This is a genomic window from Mycolicibacterium moriokaense, from assembly GCF_010726085.1.
GTDB classification, from domain to species: domain Bacteria; phylum Actinomycetota; class Actinomycetes; order Mycobacteriales; family Mycobacteriaceae; genus Mycobacterium; species Mycobacterium moriokaense.
Genome location: NZ_AP022560.1, coordinates 5,403,036 through 5,420,901 on the forward strand (window position 1 = coordinate 5,403,036; position 17,866 = coordinate 5,420,901).

The window sequence follows — 17,866 nt, forward strand, 5'->3', positions numbered from 1 at the left end:
CGCAGAGTCTGCGGGCTATCGGCTGGCGGGCTATCTGCCCCAGGCGTTCGCGGCCATCCGGTCCATCGCCGCAACCTCGTCGGAACCGTCGCGGACGGCGTTACCCAACCTGGTCAGAATGTCGTTCAGTGCGGCCGCCGACTGTTCCCAGCGGGCCTGCTCGATGCGGTACGCCTCAGCGGCCTGCCGCGTCCAGACTTCCTGTAGCGGCGCGATCTGAGCGCGCAGCTCGTCCAGCGCCGTGTTCAGTCGCGCCGACGCGGTGTGTATCTCCTGTCGGACGGTGTATTCGATCTCGCCGAAGTTGTACGAGAGCGCGTTTTCCATGCGGACTCCTCAGAGGTTGGTGGCGACGGCGCCGATCTGGTGCGAATGGCTCTCCGCGGCTTCGCGAAGTGTCTGTTGGTTCAGGCGGATCGTTTCGGCGATCCGCTGCAGCGAACCGTGCAGCCTCATCGATTCGGTGTTCCATCGATCCACGACGTCGTGGAAGCGGGACGCGGCCACGCCTCCCCACACCGATGCGGGCACTGCGCCCATGCGCCCGATGAAGGACGACAGCATCGCCCGGATCTCCTCGTTTCGCGCGTCGGTCTTCGTCGCGATCGCCGTCATCAGGTCGAAGTCGGTGTTGAGTGCGCCACCTGCCGGTGTGGTCATCGATGTCCTTCCGTCCGTGTTTCTTATTAAGGTTCGACGCGAGCGCATGCCATTCGGTTCCATCGTTTTTGCGATGGCTTCACCGCACCGTGCGCGCCGATCGGATCGCACGATCGCAAGCGTCGCGGACGAGATGTTCGCGTCCGGACGTGCTCTCGCAGCCGACGGCGATGCGAACTGGACCGTCGACCACAACCGTCCACTCGATACGCCGCTCGCGTCGAATCTCTAGATACGTCACCGCCGGCCGGTCCCCACGACGATCGGACGGGTTGAACTCGACGAAGGCGCCAGCACGCTCGTCCAGCGCAGCGCGCAGCGCATCCGCGGTCTGCGCCAAGGTGGACGGCACCGGGACCACCGACTGCGTAATGTGCAGCGCGATATCGCCGTCAGTCGGTGAAAGCACCTGTACCCGAGCCGATCCGGGCCCAGACGTGACGCGTTGCGCAGTCCAGGTGGCGGGCACCATCGCTGCGACCCTTCCCTCCACCAGCAGGGTCATCGGCAGGTCCTCGGCGCGTGAACGGTTGTCGCGCATCGCCGCGAAACCGCCGACCACGGCCACTGCGCACAACGCGCCTGCCGCTACAGCCATCGCCCGCCGGCCTCGAAACGTGCCCGACCGCGGCGCGACGAAGTCCGTCGATTGCGTCGTCGCCGCACGCCGAACCCAGCCGTCGCCGACGATCTTGGCCGGCACGCCGATCGCCCGCAGGCGCGTCACGATCATTGACGCCAGCACGTCAGCACCGAGGACACCCGCCGGTGCGTCCACCACCACGCCGGTAGGGGCACCAGCGGCCGCCACCACCGCGTCGGCGGTGGCCACGGGTCCCTCGGCTCGCGATATGACAGCGGTGATCGTCCCGAAGGCGGTCACCACGGCGATGTCCGGGGCGATTTCGACGATGGTGTCTCCGGCCGCGATTTCCTGTCGCAGCAGGGTATTTCGTTCCAAGACGACGATATCCGTCGCCGCAGTGCATGCGGCCTGTCGAACTCTCTCGATTCTGGTCGATGACCACCAGGCGGGGCAGACGAGGACGACGGTATCGACGTTCGAACCAACGACCGTGCCCATGATGTCGTGCCACACGTCCTGGACAGCTACCGGACAATCGGCCAGCAAGGCGATGTCGTCGTCGATGTCACTGAGCGCGACCGAAACCAGTTCAGGGTCAGCCGCGTTGGCGGCTCGGATCGTTCCGGGACCGACCTCCACCACGACTTCAGTCACGGCGGATCGGTCCAGGCGACCTGAATGAGCTGGTCCGTGACGCCTCGCGTGATCAGGGTTCCCCGTCCCGGCGGCAGCGGCGATGACCGGACAGTCCCGAGCAGCACACCGTCGTCGGGGCTGGCGCTCATCATCAACCCGGCGCAGCCGAGTTCGCGCATCCTCGCCAGTACCGGATCGAACATGGCGCGTGCGGCACCGCCGGAGCGCCGGGCGACGACGGCATGCAGACCGAGATCCTTGGCGTGGGGCAGAAAGTCGGCCAGCGGTGCCAGCGGGTTGCCGGTCGACCCGGCCGCCAGGTCGTAGTCGTCGATCACCAGATAGATGTCTGGCCCGGACCACCAGGAGCGCGTGCGCAGCTGCTGCTGGGTGACATCTTCGCCGGGCATCCGAGCTTCGAGACGTTTAATCAGCGCCGGCACTCGCGAGGACAGTGAGGCTGGTGACATGGAGTACCCGCTGAGGTGGTCGGACTCGACGACGCCGAGCAAGGTTCTGCGGAAGTCGACGATCTCGAGTTGAGCCTCATCGCGGGTATTGGCTCGAATCAGCTCACGACACAACAGCCGTAGCAGGGCGGTCTTCCCACAGCCGGTTTCACCGAGCACGAGCAGATGTGACTGCTCCGCGAAATCGATATGCACAGTCCTTAATTCGTGTTCGCCGATGCCGATCAGGACCGGAGATCGGGGTTCAACGTCAACCTGGAGGTCGTCACGGCCGAGTTCGGTCGGTAGCAACTGGACCTCCGGTGCGGCGCTGGGTGCCCACCTCTCACGCAGACGTTCGACGTCGGTGGCGATCGCTTCGGCGAGCCCCGTCGCGGTGGCGTTGCCGTCCCACCGCGGCAGCGCAATGGCGAACTCCCTGCCGCTGGCGGCGATGCCACGTCCAGGCGGCCGATTGGACAGGTCACGCGCACGCTTGCGGTCCATCTCCGATTCAGCGGGGTCACCGAGCCGGAGCTCGACGCGCGTGGCGATCTGATCCTTCAGCGCGGGTCGCAATTCGGCCCAGCGCGATGCGGTGACGACGACATGGACTCCGAACGAAAGGCCCTGGGCGGCAATCGCAGTGATCGTCGCTTCGAGGACGTCGAACTCCTGGCGCAAGGTCGCCCAGCCGTCGATCACGAGGAACACGTCGCCGAACCGATCATCGACCGCCTCACCCGCGGCTTTGCGGCGTCGATACTCGGCCATCGAATCGATCCCCAGGCATCGGAACGACGACTCCCGTGCCCGTATCACCGAACTCACCATCGCGATGGTGCGACGGCACAATTCGGCGTCCTGACGGCCGGCCATCGACCCCACGTGCGGCAGTTGCCGCAGCGACGACAGGGCTCCTCCGCCGAAGTCGAGGCAATAGAAGGCGACGTCGGCCGGATCATGACGCTGCGCCAGGGCCAGCAGCAGCGTGCGCACCGCCGTGGACTTACCTGACCTCGGAGCGCCGACGATCGCGACATTGCCTGCCGAGCCGTCCAATTCGACGACGAGCTGGTCGCGGCGCTGCTCGTATGGATTGTCGACCACTCCGATCGGGACCACCGGGCCGGGGCCGCCGCGTGCCGCTGCCACCATGTCGAGGGTCGGCGATGCGGCTAGCGGCGGCAGCCACACCTGATGTGCGAGGGGGCCGCGGCCGGCCAGGCGGTCCAGCATCGTGTCCAGCACGGTGCGGTCCCCCTGTTGCGCGCGATCGTCGTGGCCGGCCTCAGTGCGCGTTCCCACGGGTGAAGCCGTGAACAGCCGCGGGCGTTCCAGCCTTGTCGCCACGGGTGCGTCGCGTTGCGGACTGCTCTGACCGGAGACGAAAGCGGTCTGGAACCGCACGAGTTCATCATCCGCGGATCTGAGGTAGGCCGCGCCGGGTGTGCTCGGTAGGTGGTAGGCGTCGGGGACGCCGAGGACAGCCCGCGACTCACCGGCGGAGAACGTCTTGAGGCAGATCCGGTAGGACAGGTGTGTCTCCAGCCCCCGCAGTCGGCCTTCGTCCAGTCGCTGGCTGGCGAGCAACAGATGGATGCCCAGCGACCGCCCCAATCGACCGATAGCCACGAACAGCTCCGCGAATTCCGGGTGCTGGCTGAGCAGTTCGGAGAATTCGTCCACCAGAATGAACAGCGCGGGCAGGGGCGCCAGGTTCGCATTACCTTCCCGTGCGCGCCGGTAGTCGCCTAGGTTCGCGCATCCACCGGCCGCCCGTAACAGTTGCTGCCGCCTGTTCATTTCACCGGTCAGTGCATCGTTCATCCGAGTGACGAGGTGTGCCTCAGCGGCCAGATTCGTGATGACGGCGCCGACGTGGTTGGCCCGCTCCAACCCGAGAAACGTTGCACCGCCCTTGAAGTCCACCAGGATGAGATTGAGAACATCTGGCGGATGGGATGTGATCATCCCGAGCGCCAGTGTCCGCAGCAGCTCGGATTTCCCGGAGCCCGTGGCGCCGACGCACAGCCCATGCGGCCCCATCCCTCCTCGCGCCGCCTCGTTGATGTCGAGTGTCACCGGGCTGCCGTCATCAGCGACACCTATTGGTACCGGCGTGATGTGCTGACCTTCGGCCCACTGCTTCTCGACATCGAAGCCGTCGATCCCCATCAGCTCCAGCCACTCGAGTGATGTCCTGCGATCGGTGGCTGTGGTGGTCGGGCGGTACGGCGCCAGGCGACGGGCGCACGCCGACGCCTGCGCCGTGGTGAGAAGGTCCGGCTTGGCGAGCATCTCATCGCTGTCCGGCGTGCGAACCGTGACGGCTTCGCCACTGACGTGCAGCCGCAGCACGCGGTCAACAGCCGCCAGCGATGCGCCGATCTCGATGACGGTGACGCCGCTGCTGGTACACACTCGCGCGGACTCGCCACCGTCCAGGACCGTCACGACGTGCCGGGAGTCAGCGCCGGAGTCCTCAGTGGCAACTGTCAGGCTTCGGTAGACCAATCGTGCCGAGCCGACCTCATCTCCCGCGCGCGAATGCTGATGATGGGGAAGCCATTTCAACCAGTCCCACTCGCCACCAGTCTCGGCGTTGACGACGGCACATATCGTGAGATGATCTGGGCCGTGCCACAACGCCAGTTGGCAGATCATCGACCGAACCAACGCCCTGGCGGCGTCCACGTCACCGTCAACGGTGAGCCTCGAGAACGATCGCAACGGCAACACGATCGGCACATCGGTGACCGTCGAGCGGACGTCGATCAACCTGCGCATCGCAGTCACCGTGACAGGGTCGAGTTCGTTCTCTGCGCCCAGCTCCGGTGCCGTCAATTCGGTGGACAGTGGTTGGTCGCCGATCCCGATCCGGACGACGCAAAAGTCCGGATCATCGGGGCGTCGCTCCCACATTCGCATGCCACCGGCAAGCGCCCAGAGGTTGCGTGGCTCGGGGTGATTCCACGATAACGCCTGCCGCTGGGCGTCGGCCGTCGTCCCGGCCGCCTGATCAAGAGTGTCGAGGTAGTCGAGGTACTTTCGCCGCGCCGTATTCAGGTCGGCGGGGCGGTTCGCACCTCGGGAGTAGACCAGCGTGCCGAGAACCGACGTCACCATCATCACCGGGAAGAACGCAGACATCGGGTTGCGCATCGCCTGTGAGCCCGACTTGAAATACACCGCCATCATCCCGACGGCCGCAACGAGCATGGCGATGGGCATGAGGCGGACCAGTGGGTTGGCCGGCGGCGGCGCCGGAATCGGCGATGGTGCCTCGACAGCGATCGCGCCGCGCGCCGCCGTCGGCACCTGCACTCTTGGCTTGCGGGTGAACTCCATCGAACATTGGACGCCGACATCCCCGATTACGTTCCATCCCCAGCCGGCGAAGTTGCCGCGATTGCCCTGTCCCGAGCGGCGTTACGGTTGTTCCGGCAGCGTCGAGGGGGGACTGATGCCAGATTCACTTTGCCGGCTCACGGTGGCTGCCTGCGCCGACGACACGCATCAACTGGTCGATCTCGCCCTGCCGACCGATATCCACATCGCCCATCTCCTGCCACAGATCGTCGATATCGTGCATCCCGATACCTACGGCCGCGACTGGAGACTGTCGAGACTCGGCGATCTTCCGTTGGATGATTCTTCGACCTTGTACGACAACGATGTGCACCACGGTGAAGTGTTGCTGCTCACCGCAACTGAGCCGCCCATCGCGAAACGCGTCGCCTGCGATCCCTGTCTTGCCGTCGCCTCCGGAGTGCCCAGAGGTGACGCCCCGGTTCTACGTGTTCTGCCAGCCGTCTGCTGCGTAGTGCTGGGCGGGCTCGGCGCGTTGGTGTTGGCATGGTCGGGCACGAGAAGTCACGTCCTCGTCGGACTGTGTCTGGCGGTCGCCGGCGCGGGAGGGGCGATTGTTCATTGGCGGGTCCGCGGTGATCCGCTGATATGTGTGCCACTGAGCCTGGTCGGAATCCTCTACGCGGGCGCCGTCGGATTTCTCAGCGTTCCCTCCGAGACTGCCGCGCCCAGATTGTTGCTCGCGTCCGCTGCCGTCTTCTTCGTGGCTATTCTCCTGCTGCAGTCAACCAGCAGCACAACCTATTTGACCGCGATAGCAACCGTCAGTGCACTGACCACAGCAGTGACCGGCATCGCAGCCACATGGCGACTCGAGTTCACCGCATGCGGTGCCGGTCTGGTCATATTCTCGCTCGCGATACTCGGAATGGCGCCCAAGCTGTCGATGATCCTCAGCCGCACGCCCGTCGACTCCGCGGCGCACGTCACCCAGGAATGCCATCTCACATTGACCGGGCTGGTGGTGGGTTCGGCTGTCGCTGCGGCGCTCGGCGCCGCATCAGTCGCAGTAGGTGAGGGATCTGCGCTGTGCGGTACTACCTTCACCGGAGTAGTCGCGCTCGTGCTCCTGCTGCGGATGCGCACCCACGTCGATCCGACTCGCCGGGCCTGGCTTGCGGCAGCGGCGATGCTCACTGCCGCTACGGGTTTCGCTGCTACCGCGTTCTCGGTTCCGGACCACGTCCCTGTCATCAGCGCACTCGCCACGATTTCGGGCGCTGCGACCTTGACCTATCTCGCCGGGCCGACGGTCAGCCCCATCGTGGTACGTACCGTGGAGGTCATCGAGTACATCGCCCTCGCGGCGGTCGTTCCATTGGCGTGTTGGGTGGCCGGTGTCTTCGGGCTGGCTGGCGGAATATGACGACCGCTGCGGCGCGGGTTGCTCGAGTGGCAACGGCGGGCGCGCTCGCGGTCATGCCGCTGTGGATCGCACCTGCCGCAGCGGCGGTCACGCCGCCGACGATCGACATGTCGATGCTGCCCGCGCCGGAATCACCACATCCGTCGCAACGCACGGAACAGCAGGGCGAGTGCGTCGCCGCCCCCGAGGACGGTGTCGACGCGAAAGGACCCGATCTGCAGGATGTCTGGCAACTGACGCGTGGCGCGGGCCAGACAGTCGCGGTCATCGACACCGGCGTATCGCGACACCGCCTGCTCCCCCACCTCGTCCCCGGCGGCGACTACGTGTCAACCGGTGACGGCACCGCGGATTGTGACGGTCACGGCACCGTCGTCGCCGGGATCATCGGCGCGTCCCCGGATCCCGACCACGGCTTCAGCGGCATCGCCCCCGACGCCACCATCATCGGAATTCGGCAGTCCAGCAATAAGTTCCGCGCTACGGACGAGCCGGCCGACGCCGGCTTCGGCGATGTGGACACCCTGGCGATGGCCGTGCGTACAGCAGCGGATTTAGGGGCCACCGTGATCAACATATCGACGGTCGCATGCGTTTCGACCGGTGACGCCTTGGACGACCGCGCGCTGGGGGCCGCGCTGGCCTACGCGGTCGACGTCAAGAACGTCGTCGTAGTGGCCGCCGCGGGCAATGTCGGGTTGGCCGGCCAGTGCTCCGAACAGAACGACTCTCTGGTGCCCGGTAAGCCCGACTGGTCTGACGTCAGAACGGTGGTGAGCCCCGGCTGGTATGACGACTATGTGCTGACCGTGGGATCGGTGGGCCGGGACGGCAGGCCGTCGGCGTTCAGCCTTGCCGGGCCATGGGTCGACGTGGCAGCCGTGGCCGAGGATGTCGTATCCCTGGACCCCGATGGGGAGGGTCTGATCAACAGGCTCACCACCGACGAGACACCCATCGCCGGAACGAGTTACGCCGCGCCGGTCGTCAGCGGAGTCGTCGCGCTGGTGCGGTCGCGGTCGCCGGAACTGACCGCACGGCAGGTCATGCAGCGTATCGAGGACACCGCTCGCCGCCCTCCCGCCGGTTGGGATCCGGTGGTGGGACACGGGACGGTCGACGCTGCGGCGGCGGTAAGCGCCGGTCCCAGGCCCGTAGGAAACGACGTGCACCCGTCGCTGCCCCTTTCGGTCCCCGCGGACGCGCCGTCCGACGACCGGCCCACCCGATTGGCCGTTCGCGGCGCCGCGGTCTGCGTTGGACTGTCGGCGGCGCTGCTGGGATGGAATCGGCTACGGCGTCGGTCCGACGCTGTCCCTGCTGACTGACGCGTCCTCGATGCTGAGTTCGGGGCCGCGTGGCAGTCGAGCCAGCAGCGGCCATGGTGTAGGCACCGGGTCCGACAGACCCAAACGGCCTGCCGCCTCCTCGTCGCGTATCCCGAACACGACACCGGAATCGTCGACGAGATACAGCGCTCCTGTCGCGGCGCCCTCACCGGATAAGCCCATCGCGCGGACGAACCCGCAGCGGCCGGCGGGCATGACGAAGCCGTCGACGTTTGGTCCCGCGCCGTCGGCCTGCGCCAGCACTAGATCGCCGTCCGCGGACAATGATTCAGTCACAAGCACGGAGTCAGCTCGAACACAGAGAACCGAACTTTCGACGACACCGCCGCGATCGGGAAAGGTCGCCACGGGAAGGTCGTCGACGATCGGCACCTGGCCGAGGAGCCCCGGCGCGATCGTGACGATGTCACGTCGGTGCGCATAGGTGAACCTGATGAGGTCGGCGGCCACCTCACCGATGCGCTGAACGCCGTCGGCAAGCACCACGTAGTGCTCCACGGAATCGGCGCGAGTCAACCGCACCACCGTGCCGACCGGAAGCCCCGACAGCACCGACGGCGCGCCGACACGTGGAATAGCGGGCGTGGCGATTCCGGGAACCTCTGGTAGTGCGTCGAGCAACGCCCGTGAAACGGGGCGAGGCGCAACGCCTTCGATTTTCAAGGCACGGACCACGGCCGGGTTGCGCAGGTCGACCCGCGCTCGACGCCCGTCGTGGAGCAGATAGGTGGTCGCCGCGCTCTCACCACGCGCGGTAACGAGCACCCTGGCGCTCGAATCCGTCAGGGCGGGAGCAGTTCCGGCCAGCGCCACGGTTCCTCGAGTGTCGTCCTCGCATACGGTCCAGCTCAGTTCGTCTGCGGCGAGCGGAGTCCCGATCGTGGCCGGGGCGCCCGGAATGCCGACGACAGGTCCTCGCCGAGTCCGGTTCAACGCAGCGGCGTCGACGAGAGCCGGCTTTTCCGTCACACCCGTGATCAACCGCGCAGACGCCAGATTCAGTGCGGGATGCATGGTGTCACCGATGCGCACATAGACGGCACCGGATTCGCGGACCATGACGATCGCCGCATTGCCGACATCACCTCTGGGTTGCAGGACCGCGAGGACCGCGCACACCGCGACCGCAATGGCCGCCAACACGCATCCCGAGATCAACGAAAGCGATTGCGCACGTAACGGATCGTCGAGCATGCGCACGTCGCCGCGCACCAGCGCATGTTCCATTCGCCGCACCAGGAATCGATGCGCACTGACCTGGATCCTGGTTGTCGCCCGCCCAGCCATCCCTCCCCCGCGGCCAGCCTAACGGCCAACCGAAGGTGGCGATGTCACGAATTTCAGTCGGCCCTGGCGCGGCGCTCCCGGTAGGCCGCGACGTGTTGACGATTGCCGCAATTGCCGGTGTCGCAGAACTTTCCGGAACGGTTGCGCGACAGGTCCACCAACACCGCATCGCAGTCCGCCGCCGCGCACACCTTGAGCCTGCGCAGCTCGCCGATGCGGATGAGATCGGCCAGTGCCATGGCCATCTCCGCTCCCATCCGCTGCCACAGCGGGTCGTGCACGGACGCCAAGTGCAGATGCCACTCCGGCATCTCCGGATGGCGGGTCAGCCACGGCGCCGCCTTGGTGTCGCTCAGCAGAGCGTTGACCTGCCCGACGGCGCGTTCCTCGTCGCCGGCGACGGCCCAGATCTTGCCGAGCCGTTCCCGTAGGCGATGGACCGAGTCCAGCTCGGCGGCGTCGTGATCGCGCCTGCCGGTCCAGCCGAACCCGTCCAGGTAGGCGTCGAGCGCAGGCAGGTCACCGAGCTGCTCACCGTCCACCCGATCGCTGTTGACCAGGACACATGCCGCCCGCAAAGTGAGCTCGGTGTCATGACTAAAAAGCATTTGACTCATGACCCCCTTTCCCGCTAGCGTCATGAGCAAAGTTCATTTTACTCATTACATCTCGGAGGTGTCCTCGTGACCGCGAACCAGCTCGACGTGCGCGCGTCCGTCGACCACTTCCGGCTCGGCCTGCTGCTCGCCGTCGGCTCGGCATTGTCATTCGGGTCGTCGGGACCGTTCGCCAAAGCTTTGATGGAGGCCGGTTGGAGCCCGACCGCGGCCGTCGTCGCCCGGCTGGCCGGCGGCGCCCTGGTGATGGCCGTGTTCGCGACGTTCGTGCGGCCCGGCTGGTTTCGCGAGGCGTTGCGCCACGCGAAGACCGTCGCCGTGTACGGAATCGTCCCGATCGCCGGAGCGCAACTCTTCTACTACTGCGCGGTCTCACACCTGTCCGTCGGCGTCGCACTGTTGCTGGAGTACACCGCGCCCATCCTCGTCGTGGCGTGGGTCTGGACCACCACGCGGCGTCGGCCCACCAACCTGACGCTGGCGGGCGTGGCCATGGCGGTGGTCGGAATCATGTTGGTGCTCAACGTGTTCAGCGATGCCCACATCAATCTCATCGGTGTCGCCTGGGCACTGGGCGCCGCGGTCTGCGCCGCGTGCTATTTCGTGATGTCGGCCAACGTCGGCAAGCACGCCGCGGACAGCGATGGTGTCCACCCCATCACGCTGGCTGCGGGCGGTCTGGTGGTCGGCGCGGCCGCGGTCACGCTTCTCGGTGTCGGCGGCATCATGCCTCTGACCTTCACCACCAACGACACCGTTATCGCGGGGTTGACGACGTCGTGGATGGTGCCGGTCGTCGCACTGGGTGTGGTGGCCACCGCAGTCGCCTACACGCTCGGCATCATGGGCATCGCGCGACTGCGTCCGCGGTTCGCGTCGCTGGTCGGCCTGTCCGAGGTGATGTTCGCAGTCCTGGCCGCGTGGGTGCTGCTGGGCGAGGCGATGACGATGATTCAGGCCGTCGGCGGTGTCATCGTGCTGGCCGGCTTGGCGCTCGCGCGTCAGGGCGACCGCACCGAAGAGTCCGCCGATGTGACGTTGCCCGAGGGTGTGCCGTCGGAGCCCGCTGACCTCAGTAATTGACGCCGCCGTCGAACAGTAAGCGGTTGGCTGAGGTCCCCTCCGGTGTGGGAAAATGGCCGACGTGACTTTGCTCCGGATGCCATTACGGCTGGCTACGGTTACTTCGGCCGTTGTCTGCGCCACCATGACACTCGTCGCTGCGCCGCTGGCGGGGGCCCAGCCTGACCATTCGCCCGGACCTGCGCCCGGGCCTGGTGTCGCTCCGGGGCCTGACCCGTCCGCCTCATCGCCGTCCTCGACATCGACGTCCTCGTCGTGCCCCGACATCGAGGTGATCTTCGCGAGGGGCACCGACGACACCCCCGGGCTCGGTACGCCGGGCTCGGCGTTCGTCGAGGCGCTGCGCCCGTTGGTCGGCGGCAGGACCGTCAGCGCCTACCCCGTCAACTACCCCGCCTCGTATGACTTCCTGGCGGCTGCTGACGGCGCCACCGACGCCGAGAACCGCGTCGCGTTGATGTCGCAGCAGTGCCCGTCGACGAAGCTTGTGCTCGGCGGATATTCGCAGGGCGCGGCCGTCATCGACATGCTCGCCGGTGTCCCACCGCTGGGCAACAAGATCGGTTCCATCGGCTCGGCGCCCCCGCTGCCCGCGAGCCTGCAGGACAACATCGCCGCCGTGGCCGTGTTCGGCAACCCCGCAACGAAGTTCAGCAATCCGCTGACCAGTTCGGTTTTCGGCGGCAGGGCCATCGACCTCTGCAAGGACGGCGATCCCATCTGCTCGCGCGGCAGGAACCCGTTCGCACACAACGATTACGTGTCCGCGGGGCTGGTTCAGCAGGCGGCGAGCTTCGTCGCCGGACGGGTCTGACGGCCACAAGCGCTACCCTGTTGATCTTGTGACGTTAGATCGACTCCGCAACCTGCTGATCGCCACTTTCACCGCCGCGACCGCGGTCGCCGCGCCGGCGCTGATTGGCGGCCGCGGAACCGCCTCAGCCCAAGGATGTCCCGACATCGAGGTCGTGTTCGCCCGCGGCACCAACGACGCACCGGGCCTGGGCAATGTCGGCGGCGCCTTCGTCGACGCATTACAGGGCAAGGTCGGCGGCAGGTCCGTCGGCACGTACGCGGTCAACTACCCCGCGACGTTCGACTTCCTCCAGGCGGCGGCCGGGGCGAACGACGCCAGTGGCCACATCCAGTACATGGTGAACACCTGCCCCAACACCCAGCTGGTGCTCGGCGGCTACTCCCAAGGCGCCGCGGTGATCGATGTGATCAGCGCAGTGCCGGTGCCCGGCCTCGGTTTCGACAACCCGTTGCCGCCCAACGTGCCGAACCACGTCGCGGCCATCGCCGTCTTCGGCAATCCTTCCGCGAAGTTGGGTCTGCCACTCACGGTCAGCGGGGTCTACGGCGGCAGAGCCATCGACCTGTGCAACCCGGGCGACCCCGTCTGTCAGACCAACGGTGAGGACATCGCCGCGCATCGAGCATATGTGGGTGGGCCCACCAACCAGGCAGCCGATTTCGTCGCTTCCCGCCTCTGACCTGGCCATATAGCGTTATCTGCGAGCCCGTTAATGCTTTCTATTACCATCCGTGGGGTGATCCGCCGTCACTTGCTCAACGGTCTCATCGTGGCGCTCGTTCTCGGCACTGTGCTCATCACACCTCAGACTGTCGCCTCGCTGACGCCGTCCGCGAATGCCCAATCATGTCCTCCGGTCGAGGTGATATTCGCCCGCGGCCGACTGGAATCGCCTGGGGTCGGCAACCTCGGCAATGCGTTCATCAGTGCGCTGCGGCAGAAGTCGAAAAAGAACATCGGCGTCTATGCGGTGCAGTATCCGGCCGATAACGAGATCGACGTCGGCGCGAACGACATGAGCGGCCACATCCAGTACATGATGAACAACTGCCCGAACACCCGCTTGGTGCTCGGCGGCTATTCCCTCGGCGCCGCGGTCACCGACGTGGTGCTGGCGCTGCCGTTCGACTTCTTCGGGTTCAAGGCCCCACTGCCGCCCGGTGCGGATCAGCACATCGCCGCGGTGGCGCTGTTCGGCAACGGAGTCGCCTGGGTCGGGCCGATCACGAACTTCAATCCGGTTTACCGCGATCGGACCATCGAGTTGTGCCACGGTGCCGACCCGATCTGCAACCCGGCCGACCCGAACACGTGGGAAGAGAACTGGCCCGCCCACCTCGCGAGCGCGTACATCAACGCGGGGATGGCGAATCAGGCAGCTGACTTCGTCGCGGCCCGCATCTGATTTGGCGGCTTCGGCGTGCTAAGTCTCGCTGAGCGTGACCCAGCACGCCGAAATCACAAGACTCGCAAGTCGCGCGTGACCTTTGTCCGCGCCTCGAGCTCATCGTCGGGCGGATAGTCGACGCCCACGAGCGTCAGACCCTGCGCCGGCGCCGCCGCGAAGTCGCTCGACCGGCTCGTCTCCTTCAATAGCCTGGCGCACCAACCGGGTTCGCGGCGATGCTCGCCGACCGCCAGCAGCGCGCCGACCAGCGACCGCACCATGGACCAGCAGAAGGCATCCGCCGTGACGTACGCGGTGACCCGGTCGCCGTCGCGCACCCAGTCGAACCGTTGTAGATCGCGGATGGTGGTGGCGCCGTCGCGATGGCGACAGAATGCGGCGAAGTCGTGCAGTCCCACCAGATCCCGTGCCGCCGCTGCCATGACGTCGACATCCAGCGGACGCGGCCACGGCGTGACGAAGCGCGCGTCCTGCGGTTCGACGCCGTACGGCGCGGTCGACAACCGGTATTCGTAGTGCCGACGGAGCGCGGAGAACCGTGCGTCGAAACCCGGTGCCGCGCGGGCGATGTCGAGCACCCGCACATCTCGGGGCAGGAACCGGCCCAGCCGTTGCACCAGCGGACGAAACTCGCTCCCGCCGGGGCGGGTGGTGCGGGGATAGACGTGGGGCAGGGCATTGACCGGCACATCGACATGGGCGACCTGACCCGTGGCGTGTACGCCGGTGTCGGTGCGGCCGGCCGCACGCAGTTGCACCGGCGTGCGAAACACCGTCGAGAACGCTTCGTCGAGCACCCCGGCGACGGTGCGCTGACCGGCCTGCACCGCCCAGCCCGCGAATTCGGTGCCGTCGTAAGCGATGTCGAGGCGAAGACGAACGAGCCCGCCACCGTTGTCGATGGCGGGCTCGTCGCTCATGTCACTAGGACTTGTCGGCATCCTCGTCGGAGTCAGCCTTCTCCTCCGCACTTTCGTCGGCGCTCTCCTCGGCGACCTCAGCCTCGGCTTGCGCCTCCTGGGCCTCCTCGATCCCGGCGTCCTCGGCCTTGACCTCCTCGACGCTCTCCTCGACGGCCTCAGGCTCGACCGCAGCCTGCGGCGCCGCGGCAGCCGCAACCTTCTGCGAAGAGGCCGCGCGACGGGCCCGGTTGGCCTCCGAGGTCACGGTCTTCTCCCGCACCAGCTCGATGACGGCCATCGGGGCGTTGTCGCCCTTGCGGTTCTCGACCTTGATGATGCGGGTGTAGCCGCCCTCGCGGTCGGCGAAGAACGGACCGATCTCGGCGAACAGCGTGTGCACCACGTCCTTGTCGCGGATCTTCTTCATCACCTCGCGCCGATTGTGCAGCGTGCCCTTCTTGGCGTGGGTGATGAGCTTCTCCGCATAGGGCCGCAACGCCCTCGCCTTGGGCTCTGTCGTCTTGATCCGGCCGTGCTCGAAGAGCGACGTGGCCAGGTTGGCCAGCAGCGCCTTCTGGTGTGAGGACGACCCGCCGAGGCGAGGGCCCTTGGTGGGCTTGGGCATTGCGACTATCTCCTATGTGGGGCCGACCCCCGTATCAGGTAGGGCCGGGACGGACTCGGGCGGGCGGAGCTGGGGTGGGTAATGAACTCCGCTTAGAGCTGTTCGGTTTCGGCGTAGTCCTGGTTGTCGTCCAGGTCGTAACTGGCATCGCTGTTCCAGGTGCCCGTGGCGACGTCGTAACCGGCGACCTCGGACGGATCGAACGTGGCCGGGCTGTCCTTCAGCGAGAGACCCAGCTGGTGCAGCTTGATCTTCACCTCGTCGATGGACTTCTGGCCGAAGTTACGGATGTCCAGCAGATCGGACTCCGTGCGGGCGACGAGCTCGCCCACCGTGTGCACACCCTCGCGCTTGAGGCAGTTGTACGACCGGACGGTGAGGTCCAGATCGTCGATCGGCAGCGCGAAGCTCGCGATGTGATCGGCCTCGGCAGGCGACGGCCCGATCTCGATGCCCTCGGCCTCGACGTTGAGTTCCCGTGCCAGACCGAACAATTCGACCAGCGTCTTGCCCGCGGAAGCCAGCGCGTCCCGAGCGGTGATCGAGCTCTTCGTCTCGACGTCGAGAATCAGCTTGTCGAAGTCGGTGCGCTGCTCGACGCGGGTGGCCTCCACCTTGTAGGTGACCTTCAGCACCGGGCTGTAGATGGAATCGACAGGGATGCGGCCGATTTCGGCGCCCGACGCCTTGTTCTGCACGGCGGGCACGTAACCGCGGCCGCGCTCGACGACGAGCTCGACCTCGAGCTTGCCCTTGTCGTTCAGCGTCGCGATGTGCATCTCGGGGTTGTGCACCGTCACACCGGCCGGCGGGACGATGTCACCCGCGGTGACCGTACCGGGGCCCTGCTTGCGCAGGTACATGGTGACGGGCTCGTCCTCCTCGGACGACACCACCAGACCCTTGAGGTTCAGGATGATGTCGGTGACGTCTTCCTTCACACCGGGGACCGTGGTGAATTCGTGCAGCACACCGTCGATGCGGATGCTGGTGACCGCCGCGCCGGGAATCGACGACAGCAGGGTCCGCCGAAGCGAATTGCCAAGGGTGTAACCGAATCCGGGCTCCAGCGGTTCGATGACGAACTGGGACCGGTTCTCGGAGATGACCTCTTCCGACAATGTGGGTCGCTGAGAAATCAGCATTGTTTCTTTCCTCCTTCGCGGCAACCGCTATTTGATGCCGCGCAACTCAGCCGTCATCCGGACGGCCAAGCAAGTCTTACTTCGAGTAGAGCTCGACGATCAGCTGTTCGGTGAGCGGGACGTCGATCTGCGCGCGCTCGGGCAGCTGGTGCACGAGGATGCGCTGACGCTCGCCGACGACCTGCAGCCAGGCCGGAATGGGGCGCTCGCCCGCTGTTTCCCGCGCGACCTCGAACGGCAGCGTGTTCAGCGACTTCTCCTTGATGTCGATGATGTCGTACTGCGACACGCGGTAGCTCGGGATGTCGACCTTGACACCGTTGACCAGGAAGTGGCCGTGGCTGACCAGCTGACGCGCCATCCGCCGGGTCCGTGCCAGACCGGCGCGGTACACGACGTTGTCGAGCCGGCTTTCCAGGATGCGCAGCAGGTTGTCACCGGTCTTGCCCGGCTGACGAACCGCCTCGTCGTAGTAGCGACGGAACTGCTTCTCCATCACGCCGTAGGTGAAACGCGCCTTCTGCTTCTCCTGCAGCTGCTGGCGGTACTCGCTCTCCTTGATCCGCGCGCGGCCGTGCTGACCGGGCGGGTAGGGGCGCTTCTCGAAGGACTGATCTCCGCCGACCAGGTCGACGCCGAGACGGCGTGACTTGCGGGTCGCGGGTCCGGTGTAACGAGCCATGTGTTCTATACCCTCCTAGACCCTGCGACGCTTCGGCGGACGGCAGCCGTTGTGCGGCTGCGGCGTGACGTCGGCGATCGCGCCGACCTCGAGGCCGGCGGCCTGCAACGAGCGGATGGCGGTCTCGCGGCCCGAGCCCGGGCCCTTCACGAAGACGTCGACCTTCTTCACGCCGTGCTCCTGCGCCTTGCGGGCGGCGTTCTCCGCAGCCAGCTGCGCGGCGAACGGGGTCGACTTACGCGAACCCTTGAAGCCGACGTGTCCCGAGGACGCCCATGCGATGACGTTGCCCTGCGGGTCGGTGATCGACACGATCGTGTTGTTGAACGTGCTCTTGATGTGCGCGGCGCCGTGCGGGACGTTCTTCTTTTCCCGGCGACGGGTCTTCTGCCCCTTCTTCGGGGACCCAGCAGCGCTTTTCTTTGCGGGTGGCATTACTTGGCCTTCTTCTTACCGGCGATGGTGCGCTTGGGGCCCTTGCGGGTGCGCGCATTGGTCTTGGTCCGCTGGCCGCGCACCGGCAGGCCGCGGCGGTGCCGCAGGCCCTGGTAGCAGCCGATCTCGATCTTGCGGCGGATGTCGGCCTGCACCTCACGGCGCAGATCACCCTCCACCTTGAGGTTGCCCTCGATGTAGTCGCGCAGTTGGGTCACCTGATCATCGGTCAGGTCCTTGGTGCGCAGGTTCCGGTCGATGCCGGTGGCGTCCAGGATCTCCTGGGAGCGCGTACGGCCGACGCCGTAGATGTAGGTCAGCGCGATCTCCATGCGCTTATCGCGCGGGAGGTCGACGCCCACTAGACGTGCCACAGTGGTGTGTTCCTTCTCGTTGCGGAGGTCTGCTCCCAGTCCGTTCCCGACGGTGTCGGGGTCCGGCCTCCGT

18 protein-coding genes are annotated in these 17,866 nt (G+C 66.4%); 6 read left to right on the forward strand and 12 right to left on the reverse strand.

The window, feature by feature from the left end; translation table 11 throughout:
• Nucleotides 1–30: 30 nt before the first annotated feature.
• The 4 genes from G6N43_RS26350 to eccCa all read right to left on the reverse strand — a co-directional run bounded on the left by G6N43_RS26350 (nt 31) and on the right by eccCa (nt 5,682).
• The gene (locus tag G6N43_RS26350) at nt 31–327 is read right to left on the reverse strand and encodes a WXG100 family type VII secretion target (protein WP_083157617.1); all 297 of its coding nucleotides are present in this window, start codon (nt 325–327) and stop codon (nt 31–33) included.
• 9 nt (nt 328–336) lie between these two features.
• A complete protein-coding gene (locus G6N43_RS26355) occupies nt 337–660 on the reverse strand; it encodes a WXG100 family type VII secretion target (RefSeq protein WP_083157614.1) in 324 nt (107 codons plus the stop codon).
• Nucleotides 661–739: 79 nt separating this feature from the next.
• A complete protein-coding gene (locus G6N43_RS26360; RefSeq protein ID WP_234810326.1) occupies nt 740–1,900 on the reverse strand; it encodes a type VII secretion-associated protein in 1,161 nt (386 codons plus the stop codon).
• Nucleotides 1,897–5,682: a type VII secretion protein EccCa gene (gene eccCa, locus G6N43_RS26365; protein ID WP_083157612.1), complete on the reverse strand. Its 3,786-nt coding sequence runs from the start codon at nt 5,680–5,682 to the stop codon at nt 1,897–1,899. Before eccCa ends, G6N43_RS26360 begins: the two co-directional genes overlap by 4 nt.
• 115 nt (nt 5,683–5,797) lie before the next feature.
• Here eccCa and eccD point away from each other — a divergent pair, with 115 nt between their 5' ends.
• Nucleotides 5,798–7,069 carry a type VII secretion integral membrane protein EccD gene (gene eccD, locus G6N43_RS26370; protein ID WP_083157610.1) on the forward strand — a complete coding sequence of 424 codons (1,272 nt, stop codon included), beginning with the start codon at nt 5,798–5,800 and terminating at the stop codon, nt 7,067–7,069.
• The gene (gene mycP / locus G6N43_RS26375; RefSeq protein WP_083157608.1) at nt 7,066–8,397 is read left to right on the forward strand and encodes a type VII secretion-associated serine protease mycosin; all 1,332 of its coding nucleotides are present in this window, start codon (nt 7,066–7,068) and stop codon (nt 8,395–8,397) included. The genes eccD and mycP overlap by 4 nt, the downstream gene beginning before the upstream one ends.
• On the opposite strand, the gene eccB is transcribed toward mycP, so the two are convergent.
• Both eccB and G6N43_RS26385 read right to left on the reverse strand, forming a co-directional pair.
• The gene (gene eccB, locus G6N43_RS26380) at nt 8,362–9,645 is read right to left on the reverse strand and encodes a type VII secretion protein EccB (RefSeq protein WP_280529360.1); all 1,284 of its coding nucleotides are present in this window, start codon (nt 9,643–9,645) and stop codon (nt 8,362–8,364) included. The genes mycP and eccB overlap by 36 nt on opposite strands.
• Before the next feature lie 113 nt (nt 9,646–9,758).
• Nucleotides 9,759–10,313: a CGNR zinc finger domain-containing protein gene (locus tag G6N43_RS26385; RefSeq protein ID WP_083157604.1), complete on the reverse strand. Its 555-nt coding sequence runs from the start codon at nt 10,311–10,313 to the stop codon at nt 9,759–9,761.
• A gap of 75 nt (nt 10,314–10,388) precedes the next feature.
• Between G6N43_RS26385 and G6N43_RS26390 the strand changes: the two genes are divergently transcribed.
• From G6N43_RS26390 to G6N43_RS26405, 4 genes are read left to right on the forward strand one after another with little or no spacing between them, the layout of a single operon-like run.
• Entirely contained in the window at nt 10,389–11,405 is a 1,017-nt protein-coding gene (locus G6N43_RS26390; protein WP_083157602.1) for an EamA family transporter, read from the forward strand.
• A 52-nt stretch (nt 11,406–11,457) separates the two neighbouring features.
• On the forward strand, nt 11,458–12,219 hold the full coding sequence (locus tag G6N43_RS26395) for a cutinase family protein (RefSeq protein WP_407664842.1): 762 nt from the start codon (nt 11,458–11,460) through the stop codon (nt 12,217–12,219).
• A 28-nt stretch (nt 12,220–12,247) separates the two neighbouring features.
• A complete protein-coding gene (locus tag G6N43_RS26400) occupies nt 12,248–12,901 on the forward strand; it encodes a cutinase family protein (RefSeq protein WP_083157601.1) in 654 nt (217 codons plus the stop codon).
• A 57-nt stretch (nt 12,902–12,958) separates the two neighbouring features.
• Nucleotides 12,959–13,627, forward strand: coding sequence for a cutinase family protein (locus G6N43_RS26405; protein WP_234810324.1), 669 nt, complete (start codon nt 12,959–12,961; stop codon nt 13,625–13,627).
• 53 nt (nt 13,628–13,680) lie between these two features.
• On the opposite strand, the gene truA is transcribed toward G6N43_RS26405, so the two are convergent.
• The 6 genes from truA to rpsM all read right to left on the reverse strand — a co-directional run bounded on the left by truA (nt 13,681) and on the right by rpsM (nt 17,793).
• Nucleotides 13,681–14,550, reverse strand: a complete 870-nt coding sequence (gene truA, locus G6N43_RS26410) for a tRNA pseudouridine(38-40) synthase TruA (RefSeq protein ID WP_083157598.1) — start codon at nt 14,548–14,550, stop codon at nt 13,681–13,683.
• Between the two features lie 4 nt (nt 14,551–14,554).
• Nucleotides 14,555–15,157, reverse strand: coding sequence for a 50S ribosomal protein L17 (gene rplQ / locus G6N43_RS26415; RefSeq protein WP_083157597.1), 603 nt, complete (start codon nt 15,155–15,157; stop codon nt 14,555–14,557).
• 92 nt (nt 15,158–15,249) lie between these two features.
• Nucleotides 15,250–16,302: a DNA-directed RNA polymerase subunit alpha gene (locus G6N43_RS26420; RefSeq protein ID WP_083157595.1), complete on the reverse strand. Its 1,053-nt coding sequence runs from the start codon at nt 16,300–16,302 to the stop codon at nt 15,250–15,252.
• A gap of 76 nt (nt 16,303–16,378) precedes the next feature.
• Entirely contained in the window at nt 16,379–16,984 is a 606-nt protein-coding gene (rpsD, locus tag G6N43_RS26425; protein ID WP_083157594.1) for a 30S ribosomal protein S4, read from the reverse strand.
• Between the two features lie 15 nt (nt 16,985–16,999).
• Nucleotides 17,000–17,419 carry a 30S ribosomal protein S11 gene (gene rpsK / locus G6N43_RS26430; protein ID WP_083157593.1) on the reverse strand — a complete coding sequence of 140 codons (420 nt, stop codon included), beginning with the start codon at nt 17,417–17,419 and terminating at the stop codon, nt 17,000–17,002.
• Nucleotides 17,419–17,793 (reverse strand): 30S ribosomal protein S13, encoded by a 375-nt coding sequence (rpsM, locus tag G6N43_RS26435; RefSeq protein WP_083157592.1) that lies wholly within the window; start codon nt 17,791–17,793, stop codon nt 17,419–17,421. Before rpsM ends, rpsK begins: the two co-directional genes overlap by 1 nt.
• Between the last annotated feature and the right edge of the window lie 73 nt (nt 17,794–17,866).